Source organism: Humiphilus diazotrophicus (assembly GCF_059726315.1).
This window is the reverse complement of the sequence record NZ_AP040870.1, coordinates 3,247,292-3,263,720: the sequence shown is the minus strand read 5'-3', so window position 1 is coordinate 3,263,720 and position 16,429 is coordinate 3,247,292. Positions and strand designations below refer to the sequence as shown.

General features: G+C 52.4%; 13 protein-coding genes and 1 tRNA gene. 6 read left to right on the top strand and 8 right to left on the bottom strand.

Going from position 1 to position 16,429, the window contains the following annotated elements; all coding sequences use genetic code 11:
• Window positions 1-279 precede the first annotated feature (279 nt).
• The 4 genes from AC6I7T_RS14025 (at window position 280) to AC6I7T_RS14010 (ending at window position 2,390) form a co-directional block, all read left to right on the top strand.
• The gene (locus AC6I7T_RS14025; RefSeq protein ID WP_497794100.1) at window positions 280-471 is read left to right on the top strand and encodes a DUF4177 domain-containing protein; all 192 of its coding nucleotides are present in this window, start codon (window positions 280-282) and stop codon (window positions 469-471) included.
• Entirely contained in the window at window positions 472-762 is a 291-nt protein-coding gene (locus tag AC6I7T_RS14020; protein ID WP_497794099.1) for a hypothetical protein, read from the top strand.
• A gap of 83 nt (window positions 763-845) precedes the next feature.
• Window positions 846-1,520, top strand: a complete 675-nt coding sequence (locus AC6I7T_RS14015; RefSeq protein WP_497794098.1) for a hypothetical protein — start codon at window positions 846-848, stop codon at window positions 1,518-1,520.
• Window positions 1,521-1,772: 252 nt separating this feature from the next.
• Window positions 1,773-2,390, top strand: a complete 618-nt coding sequence (locus tag AC6I7T_RS14010; RefSeq protein WP_497794097.1) for a hypothetical protein — start codon at window positions 1,773-1,775, stop codon at window positions 2,388-2,390.
• A gap of 689 nt (window positions 2,391-3,079) precedes the next feature.
• On the opposite strand, the gene AC6I7T_RS14005 is transcribed toward AC6I7T_RS14010, so the two are convergent.
• From AC6I7T_RS14005 to tsaD, 8 genes are all read right to left on the bottom strand, one after another.
• The gene (locus AC6I7T_RS14005) at window positions 3,080-4,564 is read right to left on the bottom strand and encodes a hypothetical protein (protein WP_497794096.1); all 1,485 of its coding nucleotides are present in this window, start codon (window positions 4,562-4,564) and stop codon (window positions 3,080-3,082) included.
• A 1,011-nt stretch (window positions 4,565-5,575) separates the two neighbouring features.
• Complete coding sequence (locus tag AC6I7T_RS14000; protein ID WP_497794094.1) at window positions 5,576-6,475, bottom strand: DUF2167 domain-containing protein; 900 nt, start codon at window positions 6,473-6,475, stop codon at window positions 5,576-5,578.
• 396 nt (window positions 6,476-6,871) lie between these two features.
• Window positions 6,872-7,906 carry an IS110 family RNA-guided transposase gene (locus tag AC6I7T_RS13995; RefSeq protein ID WP_497791317.1) on the bottom strand — a complete coding sequence of 345 codons (1,035 nt, stop codon included), beginning with the start codon at window positions 7,904-7,906 and terminating at the stop codon, window positions 6,872-6,874.
• 433 nt (window positions 7,907-8,339) lie between these two features.
• Window positions 8,340-8,954, bottom strand: coding sequence for an IS630 family transposase (locus AC6I7T_RS13990; protein ID WP_497794607.1), 615 nt, complete (start codon window positions 8,952-8,954; stop codon window positions 8,340-8,342).
• Window positions 8,843-9,439, bottom strand: a complete 597-nt coding sequence (locus AC6I7T_RS13985) for a helix-turn-helix domain-containing protein (protein ID WP_497794093.1) — start codon at window positions 9,437-9,439, stop codon at window positions 8,843-8,845. The genes AC6I7T_RS13990 and AC6I7T_RS13985 overlap by 112 nt, the downstream gene beginning before the upstream one ends.
• Before the next feature lie 63 nt (window positions 9,440-9,502).
• Window positions 9,503-9,579, bottom strand: a tRNA-Pro gene (locus tag AC6I7T_RS13980).
• Between the two features lie 144 nt (window positions 9,580-9,723).
• Window positions 9,724-11,223 (bottom strand): cysteine--tRNA ligase, encoded by a 1,500-nt coding sequence (gene cysS / locus AC6I7T_RS13975; protein WP_497794092.1) that lies wholly within the window; start codon window positions 11,221-11,223, stop codon window positions 9,724-9,726.
• A 138-nt stretch (window positions 11,224-11,361) separates the two neighbouring features.
• Window positions 11,362-12,564, bottom strand: coding sequence for a tRNA (adenosine(37)-N6)-threonylcarbamoyltransferase complex transferase subunit TsaD (gene tsaD / locus AC6I7T_RS13970; protein WP_497794606.1), 1,203 nt, complete (start codon window positions 12,562-12,564; stop codon window positions 11,362-11,364).
• Between the two features lie 40 nt (window positions 12,565-12,604).
• On the opposite strand from tsaD, the gene AC6I7T_RS13965 reads away from it, so the two are divergent.
• Together AC6I7T_RS13965 and AC6I7T_RS13960 are read left to right on the top strand one after the other, a co-directional pair.
• Entirely contained in the window at window positions 12,605-13,984 is a 1,380-nt protein-coding gene (locus AC6I7T_RS13965; RefSeq protein WP_497794091.1) for a CCA tRNA nucleotidyltransferase, read from the top strand.
• Between the two features lie 181 nt (window positions 13,985-14,165).
• Window positions 14,166-16,136, top strand: a complete 1,971-nt coding sequence (locus AC6I7T_RS13960; protein WP_497794090.1) for a DUF4914 family protein — start codon at window positions 14,166-14,168, stop codon at window positions 16,134-16,136.
• Window positions 16,137-16,429 lie beyond the last annotated feature (293 nt).

The following is a 16,429-nucleotide window of genomic DNA, read 5'->3' as shown; positions in this document are numbered from 1 at the left end:
TTATACGAGACTCATGGAGACTTTCTATAACCTCTTGCTTGTGAGCCGAATGTCGGAGAGCGGCTGTTTCTTAGGTTGTCAGCTGCCCTCAGCGAACAGGGTGCATTCATATCATTTTCTTGGGAAGTTAGTAAAGTTATTTGCGGCGGTTAGTTTTGACGATTCCTGTCTTACATTGGGAGACCGATTGCGGCCAATTGGGCAAGATGGAATTTAGATACTGAAATAACAGCACGTTATGAGTAAAATTCAATTCGAATAAAACCATTGGAGGCTGTTTTGAAGCAATATAAGGTGCTGACTCAGAAGGATAGATTTTTCGCGGGTAAATTCGACCCGGAGAAGCTGGAGAATGCAATCAATGCTTATGCTGCTGAAGGCTGGCGAGTGATTACTTCTGCTACAGCCAGTATCCCTTCCTTCACCGGAACACGCGAAGAACTGATCATCATCATGGAGCGAGATGCTTAAATGATTGAGCGGTACGGAGTCAAAGGAACCGAAGTAGATGGGGTTTTCTTTACCGAGTCGGCCATTTCCGGAGGCTCGGTAATCCGGCATATCCATGCGGAAATATCCCGTCAGAATGCCAATCTTCTCGATGTGAAACGCAAGTTGGCCGCAGAAGCTTCCAGCATGGGCGCTTCAGTAGTAATGAACTTTCGCTATGGTCAGAAGCCGCATAAATGGTGGCAGCTCGTCTTTACCTTCAAATGGGATACAGAGTCCTGGCACGGCGAAGGAGATGTCGCAAGGATTTGAAGTAGTGTGGGCTCTATTATCGAGGAACTATTAGCAGCTCTTTGTATGTCATAAAAACGCACAAAGTTTCGGTATCAACTACTATGAACCAAACACCTCAGGAGGCCGACGAAACAGACGTGATGCCTGCACCCGATCACAGTCACGCACCGCATGGCCACGGCACCGGTCATCGCTGGCTTGACGGCATTGTCGCTGTCAGCGCTGTCTTTATTTCTGTAGTTTCACTTGTCGTCTCCATCGAGCACGGCCGCACTATGGAGAAGATGGTCGACCAGAATGAAAAAATGGTCGAGGCCAGCACCCTGCCAATACTCAAATCCTTCGGTAATCAGGTCACACCCGAAGGCAAGCTCCTCGAAAAGATTATCCTTGCCAACCAAGGCATCGGTCCCGCCATCATCGACCGCTTTGAGGTGCGTTATAAAGGTGTTTCTTACGCGACGGTTGGAGGTCTGTTGCGAGCCTGTTGTTCCAAGGCCCTGCCTGCTGATAAGGATGTTCTACCCTCTGGCGTCATCTATTCCAACGTCTCTGGCAATATTCTGTCCCCGCATGACCAAACATCTGTTATCCAGATCGATCCGGCGATGGCCGGTAAAGATTTGGCCGCGACCTTCGACAAGGCCCGGGATGACATGGAATTTCGCGCTTGTTACTGCTCGGTGTTAGGTAAGTGTTGGGAAACGAATTTCAACAGCAAACGTCCCCAGCCCATTAGCGCCTGCAAGGTGAATTCCGGCGACAAACTCTGGTGAGTTGTGACCACTACGAGTTCATCCGAGTGAGCAAGCTATGAGGGAAGGACTTAAGTTTCCAGATGAAGCCTGATGTTTGGTTTTCTTCGGCTCTAACCCCAGACATTTCCTCAATACAGTCAACTTCCTGATTCTGATATCTGTTTGCACGGAGGTATATATGGTGTGGGCCGCATGCTTGACCTCGTGTAGCATTGGCTTGTCGCTTAAGGAATCACTGGAGATGTGCAGTTTCGTAAGCAGGAGGTAATTGTGACAAAGCTGGAATCCGAAGATGAGCAGGATAGGCGAATCGAAGAATTGAAACGTCGTGCGGAGGAGCTATGTGGCGGTCAGATGGCAGTGGGGAATTTGGATGACGGCACAGCTGAGATTCCGGCTGAAGTAGAGGAAGCATTCTGGCAGCATGTGGTGGACTACGAGGAAGCTCCGTTGACGACGAACTTCCAACAGCTGGAGAATGCGGGCGTGTCACTCCCTCCACCGGATTCGCTTAACGACCAGGAGTTAACGGAAAAGCTTTGGGAGGTGATACACAAGCTCGCATTGCTTCGAGTATTTATCGAACAGACAGATCATCTCAGCGACCGCGAGCTCTATGCACATCTCTGGATCTCCTCCCTCCGTGAGCAAACCCCAGCATTTCCGCTGGATGAAAATTCAGCGTGGCACATACAAATGCTCGGTAGTGGCAGCGAGGAAGATATCCGGCTCGATCTCAAATATTACGCAGCTGAAGCTGATCGGCAGCAGTGGCTGAAGGATTTTCCCGATGATGCCATTCCAGCGCACGAAGACCCACCTTATGATCGTGACCGTCTGTTACCTAAGCCGGATTATTCTTCGCCCGATGATCGGAAGCCCAACTAAGACAGAGAATCCAGATAACCGTTAGGCAATCTTCTCAAGATGCGCAAAGGTACGTTCATCCTCACGATTTCTTTGGTACTGGTTGCTTGGGGAGTCGCCTTGGAGCCTTGTCAGTGGCTGTTTCGCATGTGGGCAGAGGCCTTGCTCTCGGATATCAAATCTCTTCAGATACATCACCGTTCCTGGTCCGATGCACAGAGGCTTATGTCACGGTGGGGAAGATGGGGAGGATGGTACGGGAGCTGTACCGTATCTGGGGCCTGCCTTGAAATGACACGATGTTCCGATATGGAGTCTAGTTCAGAGACAAGCCGATATCAGGAATCTCTGTGCCAAAGGAAGGGAACGGCATTCACCTGCGACGAAGTAGGAAAGGTCATCAAATGAGTGTTTTTGAGTCCAGGGCGGCGAAGCGAAGCCGGGGAAAGATGTACGTCACGGGTCAGTTTTGGCATTAGAAGGGGCTGAAAATCGCTTTTAGCAGAATCCTCCACCACTCGCCAGGATGTGCACTGCAATAAATGACGGCATAAATTACACCAGCGACTCCGAGTAGCGTTTTCAAAGAGGAGAACCGGTCTTTGGGTTCTGGACTTGCAACCATGCGAATAATGCTCTCACGCTTCGTGCGGCCTCACAAGCTGCTTCCGAACGGCATGGGGGCTCATTCACTGACTGTCCCCAAGGCTTTATTTGATCAAATGCCCGTCCGACCTGATAACGGCGGCAACACATCCTTCGCTAGTCGTTGCATAGTTCTCACAGTGAGTCGTGGTTAGGCTCTCTGGAGGCCAGCGGAATAACTTGCGCCATCTGCTCCATCTCCAGACAATGGCATGATGGTCAGGAAAGATGATCAACTGGTTTCCGTTGTAGTTGAGGAGCGCAACCTCCTTCCTGTGCACCGATACATCCTTTGCAAGGTCATCTCTACCAAGTTCGTGCATGTCCTTGGTAAAGATTCGTAAGGCCTTTGCACTCATCGAAACATCACGAACGAATAAAAGCCAAGCTCCAACGTCCTCGAACTTGCGGAGGGATTCCATCAACCAAGGGGTTGAAAGGACAATGTTCTCGTAATAGCGTCCATTGTGAAGGAAGTCGCTTACTCCCTCGGGCTCCCTATCTGTAATCGGGAAAATCGCCGCAACTACTAAACACTTTGGAAAATTTGGGCGTCTCACGTCGGCATTGAGGAAGTACTGTTCTGGACTTTCGCCCCACTTATCGGCGCCGTAATCCAGACTAATGTAATTGGAGACCTCGGATCGCCGCACAATGTATGTCTTCTTCAGCGTATGTAGAGCTTCACCGGCGAGGTCTTCTGCGCCGATATCCAGCCATTGCTCCTTGATTGCATCTCCCAGGATAGGGAGAACTTCCTGATCTAGTTCACTCCCCGTCAGACGGTCTCGATTCACTGTCCCCTCAGGGAGCAGGGCAGCAATTGCTCTTGATAGATTAGCATTGTAAGTCTGGAAGATAATACCGTTGCGATGGCATGTCCATGGAAGCATAAAACTTGGTTGATGGGCTGTCTGCGCGGTCCAGATATTGCCATTGCTAAATACGATCTTGACTCGAACCCAAACAGGATCATCTGTCCACCTTGCTTCTATGATCTGAGGCAATAGCCTGTTGAGTAGTGCTCGATCGGAAAGTGCTTTCTGTGCGAAAGCCTTCTGGTGTTCAGTGGTAGGTTCTCCAAGTCTGCCTATCTGCTTTGCATGTTTTTCTGCAAAACGAGACTGCCACGCAGGAGTGATTCCAAGATTGGCGAGTGTAGCGTGAGCCATGGGAGCAGACTTTAACGCGGCAAGGAGCCTGCTTACTAACTTCGTGTCGATTGGTTCCTGATGGCTGTTCTCCTCAACTTTGGGCTGAGAATCATTTGCTGTGACATCAGAAGCAGATATGGCAGATATCTGCAGGGTATTGTTCTCCGGGGAGAGTTCCTCTGGATACCAAGTACGGAGAAAGGCACCATGATCACGCATTACGACCACCAACTTCTTGGTTGGCTGCTCAGTTCCAGTCCATACTGGGGCAATTTCTATCCGTCGAATCGTGGAAACGGAATGCAAGTTCCGTTGTGCCAATGCAACGGGAACTACCAAAATCAACGTGATCAGGAAAGTCCAGATTCCAATCCTACGAGGCCAGTTGTCTTTCATGAGGTTCAGCATGATTGTAGCGGATTGTGCTGGGTCGCATGGTTATGGATGAACGATGCTTATGTGTGGCCGCGTTAGAAGTCTTAAGATACTGATCAAGGATTTTTCTCAGTCGAGCCCAGTCCAAGATCTACAAAAACTTCCACTAGGCGGGGTGGCCCATTCAAGCCACCTGGGACAAAACAGGGTTAGAGCGGGTCGCCTTGAGCGGTTCCTCGCCCATTACCCATTGAGTGACTCCTCCGATCTCTTCCAAACCCGCTCCCTGTCTACTGTTCTTCTCCCTTCTTATCTCCCTACTGCCGTTTGGGAGATAAGTAGAATATTTCGCCGTGTTTTGGCTTTGGTTTTGCAGCTACCTGAATCTCGACATAAACCTGCAAAGAAACCTTACAGATAAGGGTTGCGCTGTCTAGTTAGTGCCTCACCGAGTTGGATGGGGATTGGTTTCGTGATCCAAACGTTCCTCTCAAAACCGTATCGCCGCTTCGTAGTGCAGCTACGGGATTGAGTAATATTGACACGAACTGCGGCCAGAAATCGCTGGGACACTCCCTTCGCCAAATGGCGCTTTGGCAATAGACTTCGTAGGTCAGGACAAGTTGCACGACCAGCGCTATGGTTGCTATTGTGTGCCACCATGCTGGCAAATATCCCGAGAGCAGGAGCAGCGGAAGGAATACCAAGAGGTTAACTGCGCCAATAGTGGAAAATATAGTAAGTAAGACTAATTCGGACGTGTATCGGTTGGCGATGTCTTGAATAGTTGTCTCTACAGCAGCAAGATCATCCAACTCGCCTGAGAGATACGATGGGCGGAAATCGAACGGGTTTACAAATACAGGCATTCTACCGAGAAGTGTGTACGAGTCATCGCGAAACGCTTGAATTCGCCATCGGCTGAAACGTCGGACGAGGGCGAACTGGCTTGGCTTAAGCCAATGAATGCAATCGAAAGCGTACAAAGCATAAACTACAAACGTAAATTCGCGTTCAACCGTCAGCATTCGTTTAGTCAGGCTTTATATTTGTAGGGGGAAATTCCTCTTTGGGATCACGGGTGCCGGTAACCGCTGCCTTTGTTTTGTTCCACAATTTCTTGATAGCACCAATGATCGCCACAAATAGTACGACAATTAGCTTCCACAGCTTAGCGAACAAACCAGTTTTTATGGCTGCTGCTGTGGCTCCGCCGGCTATCAAAGCAGTCAACCCATAGCTTGCGACCTTATCACCTTTGACAAAATCGGCATACCGATTCCCCCCGGTGAAGTGAAATCTTGACATTAGGGCTTTGAACTTCGGTTCGGTAGCAGTCATGTCGTTTGGATCCAACACGAGATCGACATTCATAGTTCCCCGCCGACCGAGAATCCGAACTGAATAATTCACTGATGGGCTCGTGCCATTGTCCTCAGAACCGTCTATTGCCCATGTCAGGTTATTCGTTTGGACGTCGTAGTAAGGCTGTGTATGCCATCCAGTTACGTGGAATGCCTTCCACCCGTGCTTCTGACGTTCTGAATTTGCATCTTCGGTGCCTTTCTGTATGTTCTTCAGAATCTTGGCAGCGTCAAGAGATTCCCTTTCGTCGTCCTTTATGTACCCAGTATTGTTGAATTCGAAAAGGACAAACCAACTTTCCTGATTCGATTGTGGTGCAATGATTCCAAGTTCGGCGCCGGAGGAAGGATTATGTGTAAGTTCGAGAAATTTCCGAGCACCGTTGCCGTCGGCAAAAACATAACCCTTCGGGAGTTCGATTTCGGCGATGCTGCCAAGCCTCGCTACCATTGGCCCCTTTGTCCATGAAATTGCGGGGGCGCTAGATCCCTGCGGTTGATCTGCTCGACATAAGCCAGCGACTCCTATCGCCCAAATTGCGACCATACCGAGCCAGAATTTTTGCATAACTCCGCCTCTTGCACTCTACCTTGCAAATGAAATTTAGAAATATGCGACACTATCTCACAATGGCATAGGCGCGTCAATGGGCGTGTCGGGTCTGGAGCAAAACAGGAACGTCAACCTAGCTAAGTAAGGCGGGGGTGGCCCTCAATAAGGTCAACAGCTTTGTCAAGGGTAAAAATGTCCTGTGCGGTGTTGAAGCACCGATATTTGGCCAAGATCGTCGAGGTAAGTGAAAGCTTCTGGTACATTCTCTTGAATCAGTTTCCGGGGGAAGCTACAGCTTCCCACCACCCATCAATACGGACTTGCACTACTCATCATGATTCTGCTTGCGGACATCCAGCCGATGCTGGATGCGAGAGCGCTCAATCAATTCAACGGACTGACTAAGGAACCTTAGTCGACCAGGGCCACCCGCGAGCTGCTCTCGATGTGGACGATCTCTGGATAGGGAGTATTGGTGCGCATCATCCAGTAGAGTCGTGTTGCTAACTTATGCGCCGCAGCCACCTTGGCCACCCCTTTTGCCTTGTGATGACAGCGATGCTGATATTTTTTCCGCAAGCCGGGATCATAACGAACTACCGACTGTGCGGCTTCGACTAATAACATACGCAGGAAACAATTGCCCTGCTTAGTAATCGCGCCTGTATAGCGCTTTTCGTTAGAACTGTTTTCGGAAGGAATGAGTCCCAGATAGCTGGCTACTTTCCTACCATTTGGGAAGCGGCTCACATCGCCGATGGTGAGAACAAAGGCCATCGCTGTAATGGGACCGACTCCAGGTTGAGTCATTAGAAGCTGTGCTTGCTGATCTTGTTTGGCCGCCAACTCTACCGCCTGATCCAGCTTGTCGATCTGGCCATTAAGGGTGCCTAACAAAGTCTCCAAATCCTTTCGACGAACTGATGCCCATCCGTCTAGGGCTAAGGCATCGAACTTTTTTTGCCCTGCTTCGGTCCACAGTCGGCGACTCATCTGCAGGCCACGATTCATCGCCAAGTGGTGTAATCCGTTTTTGACCCGGGTGCGAATCTCAACCAGCTTGTGTCGATGCATCAGCAACTGGCGCAGGTTCCGCATCTCCTTGTCTGGAGTCCATAAGCGTGGAAATCGATTCTCTAGTAGCAACTTCAATAAGTGAGCTGCATCTCGCTTATCGTTCTTTTGCTTACGAACATAGCTGGCTCGAATCCGTGCTGCGTCTCCGATCCACACCTCATGGCCTACCTCCAACAACAGGTCCACGAACCACTGACTGTTGCCTGTCGTCTCGATTCCGATCCGACTGGGCTTAGGCAGTTCGCGATAGAATCGTTCTGCTTCTCCGTTGTTGTGGGTAAGGTGTCTCTGTACGATCTCTCCTGTTTCGGTGTCTATAAATGCGATTTGTTGTGCGCTGGGGTGGAAATCACATCCTACAATATGCATGGAGGCTTCTCCTGATCCAGCAGTTTTCTACTCACTTCGACGTTAGTAGACACTGTAACTCTTGCGGAAGCCTCCGACCTTATAAAATCAATTCAAGCCTTGTTTTGGTCTAGACCGGGTAGCCTTGCCCCGGAAAGAAGCATAACTACAGCTAGCAAGATTCGGACTTTGCCGCTCTTGTGGTATCGGCTACGACAATCATCCCGCTTGTTGTTTGTTAGAGGAAGATGCCTTTGTCTCTTCGCCCGGATCTTCAATGCTGTTTCTCTGTCTCGTTGTAAATCATCGAGAGAATAGTGGAGTAAGACCGCATGTTCCTTCAAGAAGGCATGAACTTCCATGCGGCCTATCGAAATAGAGCAGATCTCGAATCTCGGCTTCCGATAATCGTTTTGTTCAATAGCTTTCCAGAACTAGAGCATTTCCCCTTCAGCTATACACCGTGAAAACAAAGACGAAACCATGCCTGAGCGTTGGCCGGTGAGATTTCGCCAAGGGCTTGAGAGATCGCCTGATCCAGAGCATCGGTGGTTCGAGCCTTGAGTTGACGAAGGATCTGCTTGAGCTTGGCCCAAGCTTTTTCAATGGGATTCAAGTCGGGGGAGTAGGGCGGCAGGTAAAGCAACTCGGCCTGGCGTGCCTCAATGCGCTGACGGACTCCATCGACCTTATGCGAGCTGAGATTATCCATGACCACTACATCGCCGGCTTGCAAGGCTGGGCAGAGGACTTTGTCGAGAAAGGCGAGGAATATTTCCCGATCCGTAGCCGCTTCGATGCTCATGGCAGCAAGGATGCCGCGGGTGCTCATGGCGCCCAGAATGGTGAGGATCTGCCAATTGCCTTCCGGAGTGCTCTCGTGGATTCGTTGCCCACTTGGCGCACGTCCGTACAAACGGGTCATACGTGTGGTCACACCGCTTTCGTCCAGGAAGATCAGCTTTTCTGGCGCGATCGTACCGAGACGTTCGACGAATTCCTTTCGCCGCCGACGATTTTCTTCGCTATCTCGCTCGCTGGCGTGGAGTGACTTTTTTTCAACTTCAATCCCATCTGCTGCAGCGCACGGGCTACTTGGGCGTGGCCGATTGTTACGCCGCAATCGGTGCGCAACTTGTCTTGCAATTGCTCCAGCGTCAAATCCGGCTCTTTCTTCAGCCAAGCACGCAGCTGCTCTCGTGGCCCATCGAATAGCTTGCGTGGGGTGCCGCGCTGCTGCTCTACACGCTCCATCTGACCCGTGCGAAGAAACTGACGTCGCAGCTTCTTTCCATAGTCCACACTGACCATGAAACGCTCGGCCAATTCCTCCAGCGTTCCCTCATCCTGCTCATAAGCGGACAAAAACCTCCGCCGCAGGTCATCGGAATATGCCTTCGCCATCAAATATTTGCTACGCAGAGTATCGCCTAAAATCAGTGTACACCTAAAAGGGAAATGTTCTAGCGCTTCCAGCATTGTGCGCGAGAGATCCTTTCCGCCTGCGGTGAACTGTGCGGCAAGCGTTTCCGGAAAATCGATAGCAATCTGCATAACGAGACTAGGATACCCGGAAGACCATGCGCTGATTCCACTTAATTTCGATTGGTATCTAATTGGTCGGGGAGAGAGGATTTGAACCTCCGACCCCCTGGTCCCGAACCAGGTGCTCTACCAGGCTGAGCCACTCCCCGATCTTGGTGGGAACTCAAACAACCGCAGGTCCTGGTCTTTCCAGCGGTTAACGCTTGAGTTGCTTCACCCAGTGTAACAGAGATTTCCGGAATTCCTGAAGCTGGAGCGGGCTGGATGGCCCGGAATTGCGGAAATCTCAGGACCTACTTCCTCTTCCAGCGAACGCCGTCTTTGCTGTCTTCCAGCAGAATGCCCTTATCGGCCAGTTCTTTGCGGATTGCGTCCGCTTTGGCGAAATTGCGGCTCTTTCGTGCCTGATTCCGCTGTTCGATCATGGCATCAATCTCCGCATCGCTGAGGGAGAGCTGAGCTACCACTTCTTGAGAGGCCTCCGCCAGACGACCTTCGCGCTCTGCCCAATCAATGGCAAAACGGCTGATTTCGGCATCGTGATCTTCCAGGACGGCGAAGACGGAATCGAATTCCTTCAGTACGTCGAGGATTGGAGCCTTATCCTTTTCGCAGAAATTTCCGGCATCGGCCTGAACATTCACGAAGCGCACCATCTCGAAGATGGCTGCACGTGCTTCGGCGGTATTTAGATCGTTTGCCAGAGCAGCGTGGAACTTCGCTTTGGCCGATTGCGCTGCTTCCCAAATCTCGGGAGTGGTCCCGACAGTCTCTTTGGAGGAGCACTCCGGCCACTTTGTCTGCTCGATGCGTTGTTTGAAGGTCCGCAGACGCTCGATAGCCATGGTTTCGGCACCCAGACCATCGAAGGTGAAGTTCAGCTGCTGGCGATACGGTACGGAGATCAGCAAAAGCCGAATAGCCGAGGCCTTATAGCCCTTCAGCAACAGATCGCGCAAGGTATAGAAGTTGCCCTCGGATTTGGACATCTTCTTGCCTTCGACCAGCAGGAAACGAACGTGCATCCATTGGCGTGCAAAATCCTTGTGAGTTGCCGATTCCGACTGTGCGATTTCATTCTCGTGGTGAGGAAACATCAGGTCCTCGCCACCAGCATGAAGATCGAAGCTCTCGCCCAGATACTTCATAGCCATGGCGGAGCACTCGATGTGCCATCCCGGACGCCCAGGGCCTATCTCGGTTTCCCAATGATGCTCGTTGGGATGAGGGGCCTTCCAGAGGGCAAAGTCACGGGCCGAATCCTTGTCGTATTCGTCGACGTCCACTCGGGCACCGTCGTTGATCCCCGTGAAGTCTTTCTTGGAGAGCTTGCCGTACTCAGGAAAACGGGAGATACGGAAGTACCAGGAGCCGTCTTCGGCCTTGTAGGCCAGATCCTGCTCGGCCAGCCGCTTAATGAGAGAGACCATCTCCGGGATATTTTCGGTGGCTTTGGCGATGATCTCGGGCCGCTGCACTCCCAGGGCATCCAGGTCTTCAAAGAAAGCCTGAATGTATTTCGGGGTGTAGTCCTCGATTGGGACTCCGGCTTGGCTGGCGTTGCGGATGATCTTATCGTCCACGTCCGTGATGTTCATGACGTGACGGAGCTTCATGCCCTGCAAAATCAGGAATCGACGCAGTACGTCCACTTGGAGAAACGTGCGAAAGTTCCCGATGTGGCCGTAGTCGTAGACGGTTGGGCCGCAAGCGTACATGCGGAAGGTGGTGCCGTCAGCGGGGGTGACGTCTTCGAGTTGGCCGGAAAGGGTATTAAACAGACGGGTTGTCATGTCGAAACGTACTGTTGCCTATTGATATTGAGACGGTAAATACCAAGGGAGATTCTATCAGTGTGGAGGGAATGACATTGTGGGGCAGCCCCGGAACTCAAAAGTCCCGTTTACCAGTCTTCCGTCAGGACTGTAGCTCTAGCGAGGCTGTCCCAGAGCTAGGGACGGCGATGCAGAGAGTTCCGAGGTGGCGAATTCGCGGGCCAGGAGCTTCGGCCAGGCGGCGGCTCCGATCATGGCGGCATTGTCCGTAGAAAGAGAAAGCGAAGGGAAGGCGATAGGAATTCCCTGGTCGGCGGCTTGTGCCGTAAAGCGGACACGCAGTTCGCGATTCGCAGAAACACCGCCTGAGACCAAAATGGATTGGGCTCCTATCGACTCGGCTGCTTCAAAGGTCTTCTTTATCAGGTCACCTACGACGGCATGCTGAAAAGACGCAATCAGCCCCAGTGTCTCGGCATCGCAGAGGGCCAGAGCGTCGGCTGCTGTAGGCTTGGCAATCTGAGCCAGAGCCCGGCGGCGTTCGTCGATAGAGTCTTTTAGTCCATGGACCTCTACATAGCGCAAAACGGCGGTCTTGATCCCCGAAAAGGAGAAGAGAAAGCGACGATTCTGCTCCGGTCCCGGCTTTCCGCGCAGGTGGGCCTTTTGCTTGATCTGTGCAAACGAGAATGGAACCGCTTGCGGGTCTCCATGGCGCGAAAGAGCATCGATCCAGGGGCCGCCGGGGTATCCCAGGCCAAGCAGCTTTGAAACCTTGTCGAAGGCCTCTCCTGCGGCATCGTCTACGGTGCGCCCGATATTGGAATAGGTCCAGGAGGTTCCATGCTGGCGGGCAATGTAGAGGTGTGTATGACCTCCGGAGACGACCAGAGCCAGCGATGGAAGCGGAAGTGCTTCTCCGTGTGCCTGTTCGCGGGCCTGGCGTTGCTCCAGCAGCACAGCGTGGATGTGCCCTTCGAGGTGATTTACGGCAATGAGTGGTTTGGAGAGCGCCGAGGCCATGGTTTTGGCGTACATGATGCCTACCAGCAAGGCTCCGGCAAGTCCTGGGCCGGAGGTGACGGCAATGGCGTCCAGATCCTGGAGGCTGCAACCTGCCTGGGTCACTGCTTCTCGGACTACGGGAACGATGTTACGCAGATGCTCACGACTGGCGAGCTCCGGCACGACTCCGCCATATGGCGCATGGGTAGGAATCTGCGAAGCTACAACACTGGAGATCGTCTTTTCTCCCCGCTCTACGACCGCGGCGGCCGTTTCATCACAGGAGCTCTCGATGGCCAAAATAAGGCCGGAGCCTTTTCCTGCCAGGGCGTCGGTGGTCTGCGAAGCACTCATCATATAAATCTTATGCTCACCTTTTTCTATAGTAGAGGAGATGACCAAGGTGAAGGAGACACACGCCGCACGGGAAGCTGCTACCGCCATTGTCAAATGCTTGCGCGCCAAAGGCTTCCAGGCCTATTTTGCCGGCGGCTGTGTGCGCGACATGCTTCTCGGCCGGGAGCCGAAGGATTTCGACGTCGCCACCAATGCAGAGCCAAAGATCGTTTTGGATCTATTTGAGCGTACCTTCGCCGTAGGTGCTCACTTTGGTGTCGTGCTGGTTGCGGATCTGATTGACGACTGTGAATACGTAACCGAAGTTGCGACCTTCCGCTCGGACGGAAGCTACTCCGACGGCCGTCATCCCGATGCCGTGCAGTTTTCGCAACGCGCAGAGGAGGATGTGCTGCGTCGCGACTTCACTATTAATGGGATGTTGCTTGATCCTCTGGTCTTTGAGGAGAGTGGCAACGTCGCAGCTGCGGTGAAGGATTACGTCGGTGGCATGGACGATCTTCGGGCAGGTGTGATCCGCGCCATCGGCAAGCCTGAATTGCGATTCACTGAAGACAAGCTGCGGCTTCTGCGTGCGATTCGTTTTGCCGCCCGTTTCGACTTCGCCTTGGAAGATGCGACAAAGACAGCGATTCGAGCTCTTGCGCCGGAGATCTGTCAGGTCAGCCGCGAGCGTGTTCGGGATGAGCTTACCCGCATGTTGACCGAGGGGAGAGCCAGAAGAGCCTTCGAACTGCTGGATGAAACATGTCTTTTGGAACAGGTCCTGCCGCAGGTAGCAAAGATGAAGGGAGTCGAGCAGCCTCCTCAATATCATCCCGAGGGAGACGTCTGGATTCACACGCTTTCGCTGCTGGAAAAGCTGGAAGCTGGCGTTTCGCCTACGCTAGCCTGGGGCGCTCTGTTGCACGATGTGGGAAAGCCTGCGACTTTTCGCCGCGCTCCGGATCGAATTCGTTTTGATGGCCATGTTGAAGTAGGCGTAAAGATCACAGAAGAGTTGTGCCGTAATCTGCGATTCTCTAATGAAGAAACGGCACAAATTATTGCCCTGGTCCAACATCACATGCGTTTTGCGGATGTTGAGAAAATGAAGGTCTCGACGCTGAAGAGATTTCTGCGGATTCCGAAGTTTCCGGAGCATTTAGCGCTCCATCGGATGGATTGTCTCTCGAGTCATGGTGACCTTACGCTTTATGATTTTGCTAAGCGGCATTTTGAGGAGACTCCGGAAGAAACGGTGCGTCCTCCGTTACTTGTAACCGGCAGAGATCTCCTAGCTGCAGGGTACAAGTCCGGTCCGCAGTTTAAGGAAATGCTGCTGCTTGCAGAAGATGCACAATTAGAAGGGCAGATTCACAGTCGCGAAGAGGGTTTGCAGCTAATTCGTGATCGTTTTGGAGCTGGTTCGTTATAACTTTGTTTTCAGTGAGATGTTGCTGGCAGTGATGAATGACACTGATTCGGGTGTCGCCGTTCTGCGACAACAACGATAGCGAGAGATGCTCTCGGCGTAATCCACTGACTTCATTTTCCGGCGCACGGCATCTGTGTCGCCAATTCCGTATCAGCGCATACCCATGCGCGGGGAGAGGACTGTGTCAAATCCGACCGTACGTACGATCGATTTCAAAAAAGAATGGATGTCCCTGGGCCTGCCGCCACATGTAATGGAAGTGCTGAGTGCGGCGATGGATATCTATGTTCCCGAGTCTCGCGAAGATTTGCTGAATTGGGCTCTAGGTCGTGATAAAGACGCTACTGACTGGCGTTTGAGCAATCGCGAGGACATGGGCGCTTATGAATCGGTCTTCAACGTCCCCGGCAAAGGATTGGTAGTAGAAGCAGAAGTCACGAAGGCCCGTAATGGTGTGGCCGTGAATTTCCCCGATCCAGCCATGCGCCGCCGCGATCCGAATGCAATGGTGATCGGTGACCTTCTCCCCACAGACAAGCCCACCTATAAGGAAAGATTTGGCGAGACCTTCGACAAAACGCGTCAGCAGACGCTGAGCTGGCTAAAGACGCAGGAATTGATTGTGGTCCCGTTCTACGCCGGGCCGGATGACCTGAAATATGGTGCTCTCCTGATCTGTCCTAAGCAGGCAGGTTTCTTTGCCGCGGCACTGGCCGATCTGCAGGGTATGATTCCCGGCAGCAAGGTTCCGACAAACTTCAAGTTGAATGCCGGTGTGCAGTTCATTGCTCCGCCTTTCCGCCACACTCATTTCAGTGGCAAACAGGTGGTGGTTCACTATCGCACGCCGACGCACCAGGAGATTTACGCTTACAACCTGTATCCGGGACCGAGCGCAAAGAAGGGGGTTTACTCCCTGCTGCTGGATATCGGCGAACGCGAGGGCTGGACAACGAATCACTGCTCGGCTGTTGCCGTTGTGACTCCGTACGAAAATCAGATTGTCATCATGCACGAAGGTGCTTCGGGTGGCGGCAAGAGCGAGATGACCGAGCACATCCATCGTCTCGGAGATGGACGTCTGCTATTGGGCAAGAACGTCGTGACAGGAGAAGAGCGGACACTGGTTCTGCCGGAAGCCTGCCACCTACGTCCGATTGCAGACGATATGGCCTGCGCACATCCGACCTATAACGACGGCCAGAAGCTGAATATCTGCGACGCCGAGAATGGGTGGTTTGTCCGCGTCGATCACATCAAGCACTACGGAACAGATCCGACACTGGAAGGACTGTGCCTGGCTCCTGAGCGGCCTTTGATCTTCCTGAATCACTACATTGTTCCCGGTGGGTTCTGCCTGACCTGGGAGCACATCGAGGATGCACCGGGAAAGCTCTGCCCGAATCCGCGGGTCATCATTCCTCGCGAGATGATTGGGGACGTGGCTTCCGGTCCGAAGGCTGTGAATGTACGCAGCTTTGGTGTCCGGTGTCCTCCTACTCACAAGGACAGCCGCCAGTACGGAATCATCGGCGCGTTGCATATTCTGAGTCCTGCATTGGCGTGGTTGTGGAGGCTGGTTGCTCCTCGCGGTCATGCGAATCCGAGCATTCAGGATTCTGCCAAGGTGAAGGAGATGCAGTCCGAGGGAGTGGGTTCCTACTGGGCATTTGCGACCGGGCGGCGCGTAGATCAAGCAAATCTGTTGTTAGAGCAGATCGTCGAGAACACCGATACTCGCCACGTCCTGATTCCGAATCAGCACATCGGAGCCTGGAAGGTCGGCTTCATGGCAGAGTGGATCAGCCGCGAATATCTGGCACGCCGTGGCAGTGCCCGCTTCAGTCGTGAGCAGTTGGTTGAGGCTGCCTGTCCAGTGCTGGGATACATCCCTAAGCAGTTGAAGATTGAGGGATCCTTGATTCCTCCGGTGCTGCTGCATGTGGAAACGCAGATCCAGGGCGGACACGATGTCTACGAAGAAGGCGCGCGGCAGTGGCGCGAGTTCTTCAAGAAGGAGCTTTCGCTCTTCCTGACTCCGGATCTCGATCCTCTCGGACGCAAGATCATCGAGGCCTGCATGGACGATGCGAAGCAGGAAGACTACTGGAAGCTGATTCCACACGCGATCTTCAAAGAAGACTGGAATTAGTAGTTCAGCTAAGAAGCGGTCAGCTAAAAACCGGGCAGCAATACCCCGGTTAGCCTAGAAGCGGTCAGCGGGATTGGTTATTCTTCCTGCTGGCCGTTTTTCACTTAGCAGCGATATCGATTTCAACAAACCATAGTTATATAAATTTCTCCCGGCTCGAGCGGAATCAGGGTAGATGTATCCGCAAGCCACGGAAGATCGCGCAGCTTTTCCACAAAGAAAAGCTGCTCTTAGAGCATTTTTCGCATATGTATAGACTCGCTGACGACAGCGAAGAGCGGCTTTCTTTAACG

Bases quoted from the DNA above. Each gene is read 5' to 3' on its own strand.
- AC6I7T_RS13965 (WP_497794091.1), top strand. From the start codon at position 12,605: ATGACCAAGGTGAAGGAGACACACGCCGCACGGGAAGCTGCTACCGCC.
- cysS (WP_497794092.1), bottom strand. From the start codon at position 11,223: ATGACAACCCGTCTGTTTAATACCCTTTCCGGCCAACTCGAAGACGTC.
- AC6I7T_RS14015 (WP_497794098.1), top strand. From the start codon at position 846: ATGAACCAAACACCTCAGGAGGCCGACGAAACAGACGTGATGCCTGCA.
- AC6I7T_RS14005 (WP_497794096.1), bottom strand. From the start codon at position 4,564: ATGAAAGACAACTGGCCTCGTAGGATTGGAATCTGGACTTTCCTGATC.
- AC6I7T_RS13995 (WP_497791317.1), bottom strand. From the start codon at position 7,906: ATGCATATTGTAGGATGTGATTTCCACCCCAGCGCACAACAAATCGCA.
- AC6I7T_RS13985 (WP_497794093.1), bottom strand. From the start codon at position 9,439: ATGCAGATTGCTATCGATTTTCCGGAAACGCTTGCCGCACAGTTCACC.
- AC6I7T_RS14020 (WP_497794099.1), top strand. From the start codon at position 472: ATGATTGAGCGGTACGGAGTCAAAGGAACCGAAGTAGATGGGGTTTTC.
- AC6I7T_RS14000 (WP_497794094.1), bottom strand. From the start codon at position 6,475: ATGCAAAAATTCTGGCTCGGTATGGTCGCAATTTGGGCGATAGGAGTC.
- tsaD (WP_497794606.1), bottom strand. From the start codon at position 12,564: ATGAGTGCTTCGCAGACCACCGACGCCCTGGCAGGAAAAGGCTCCGGC.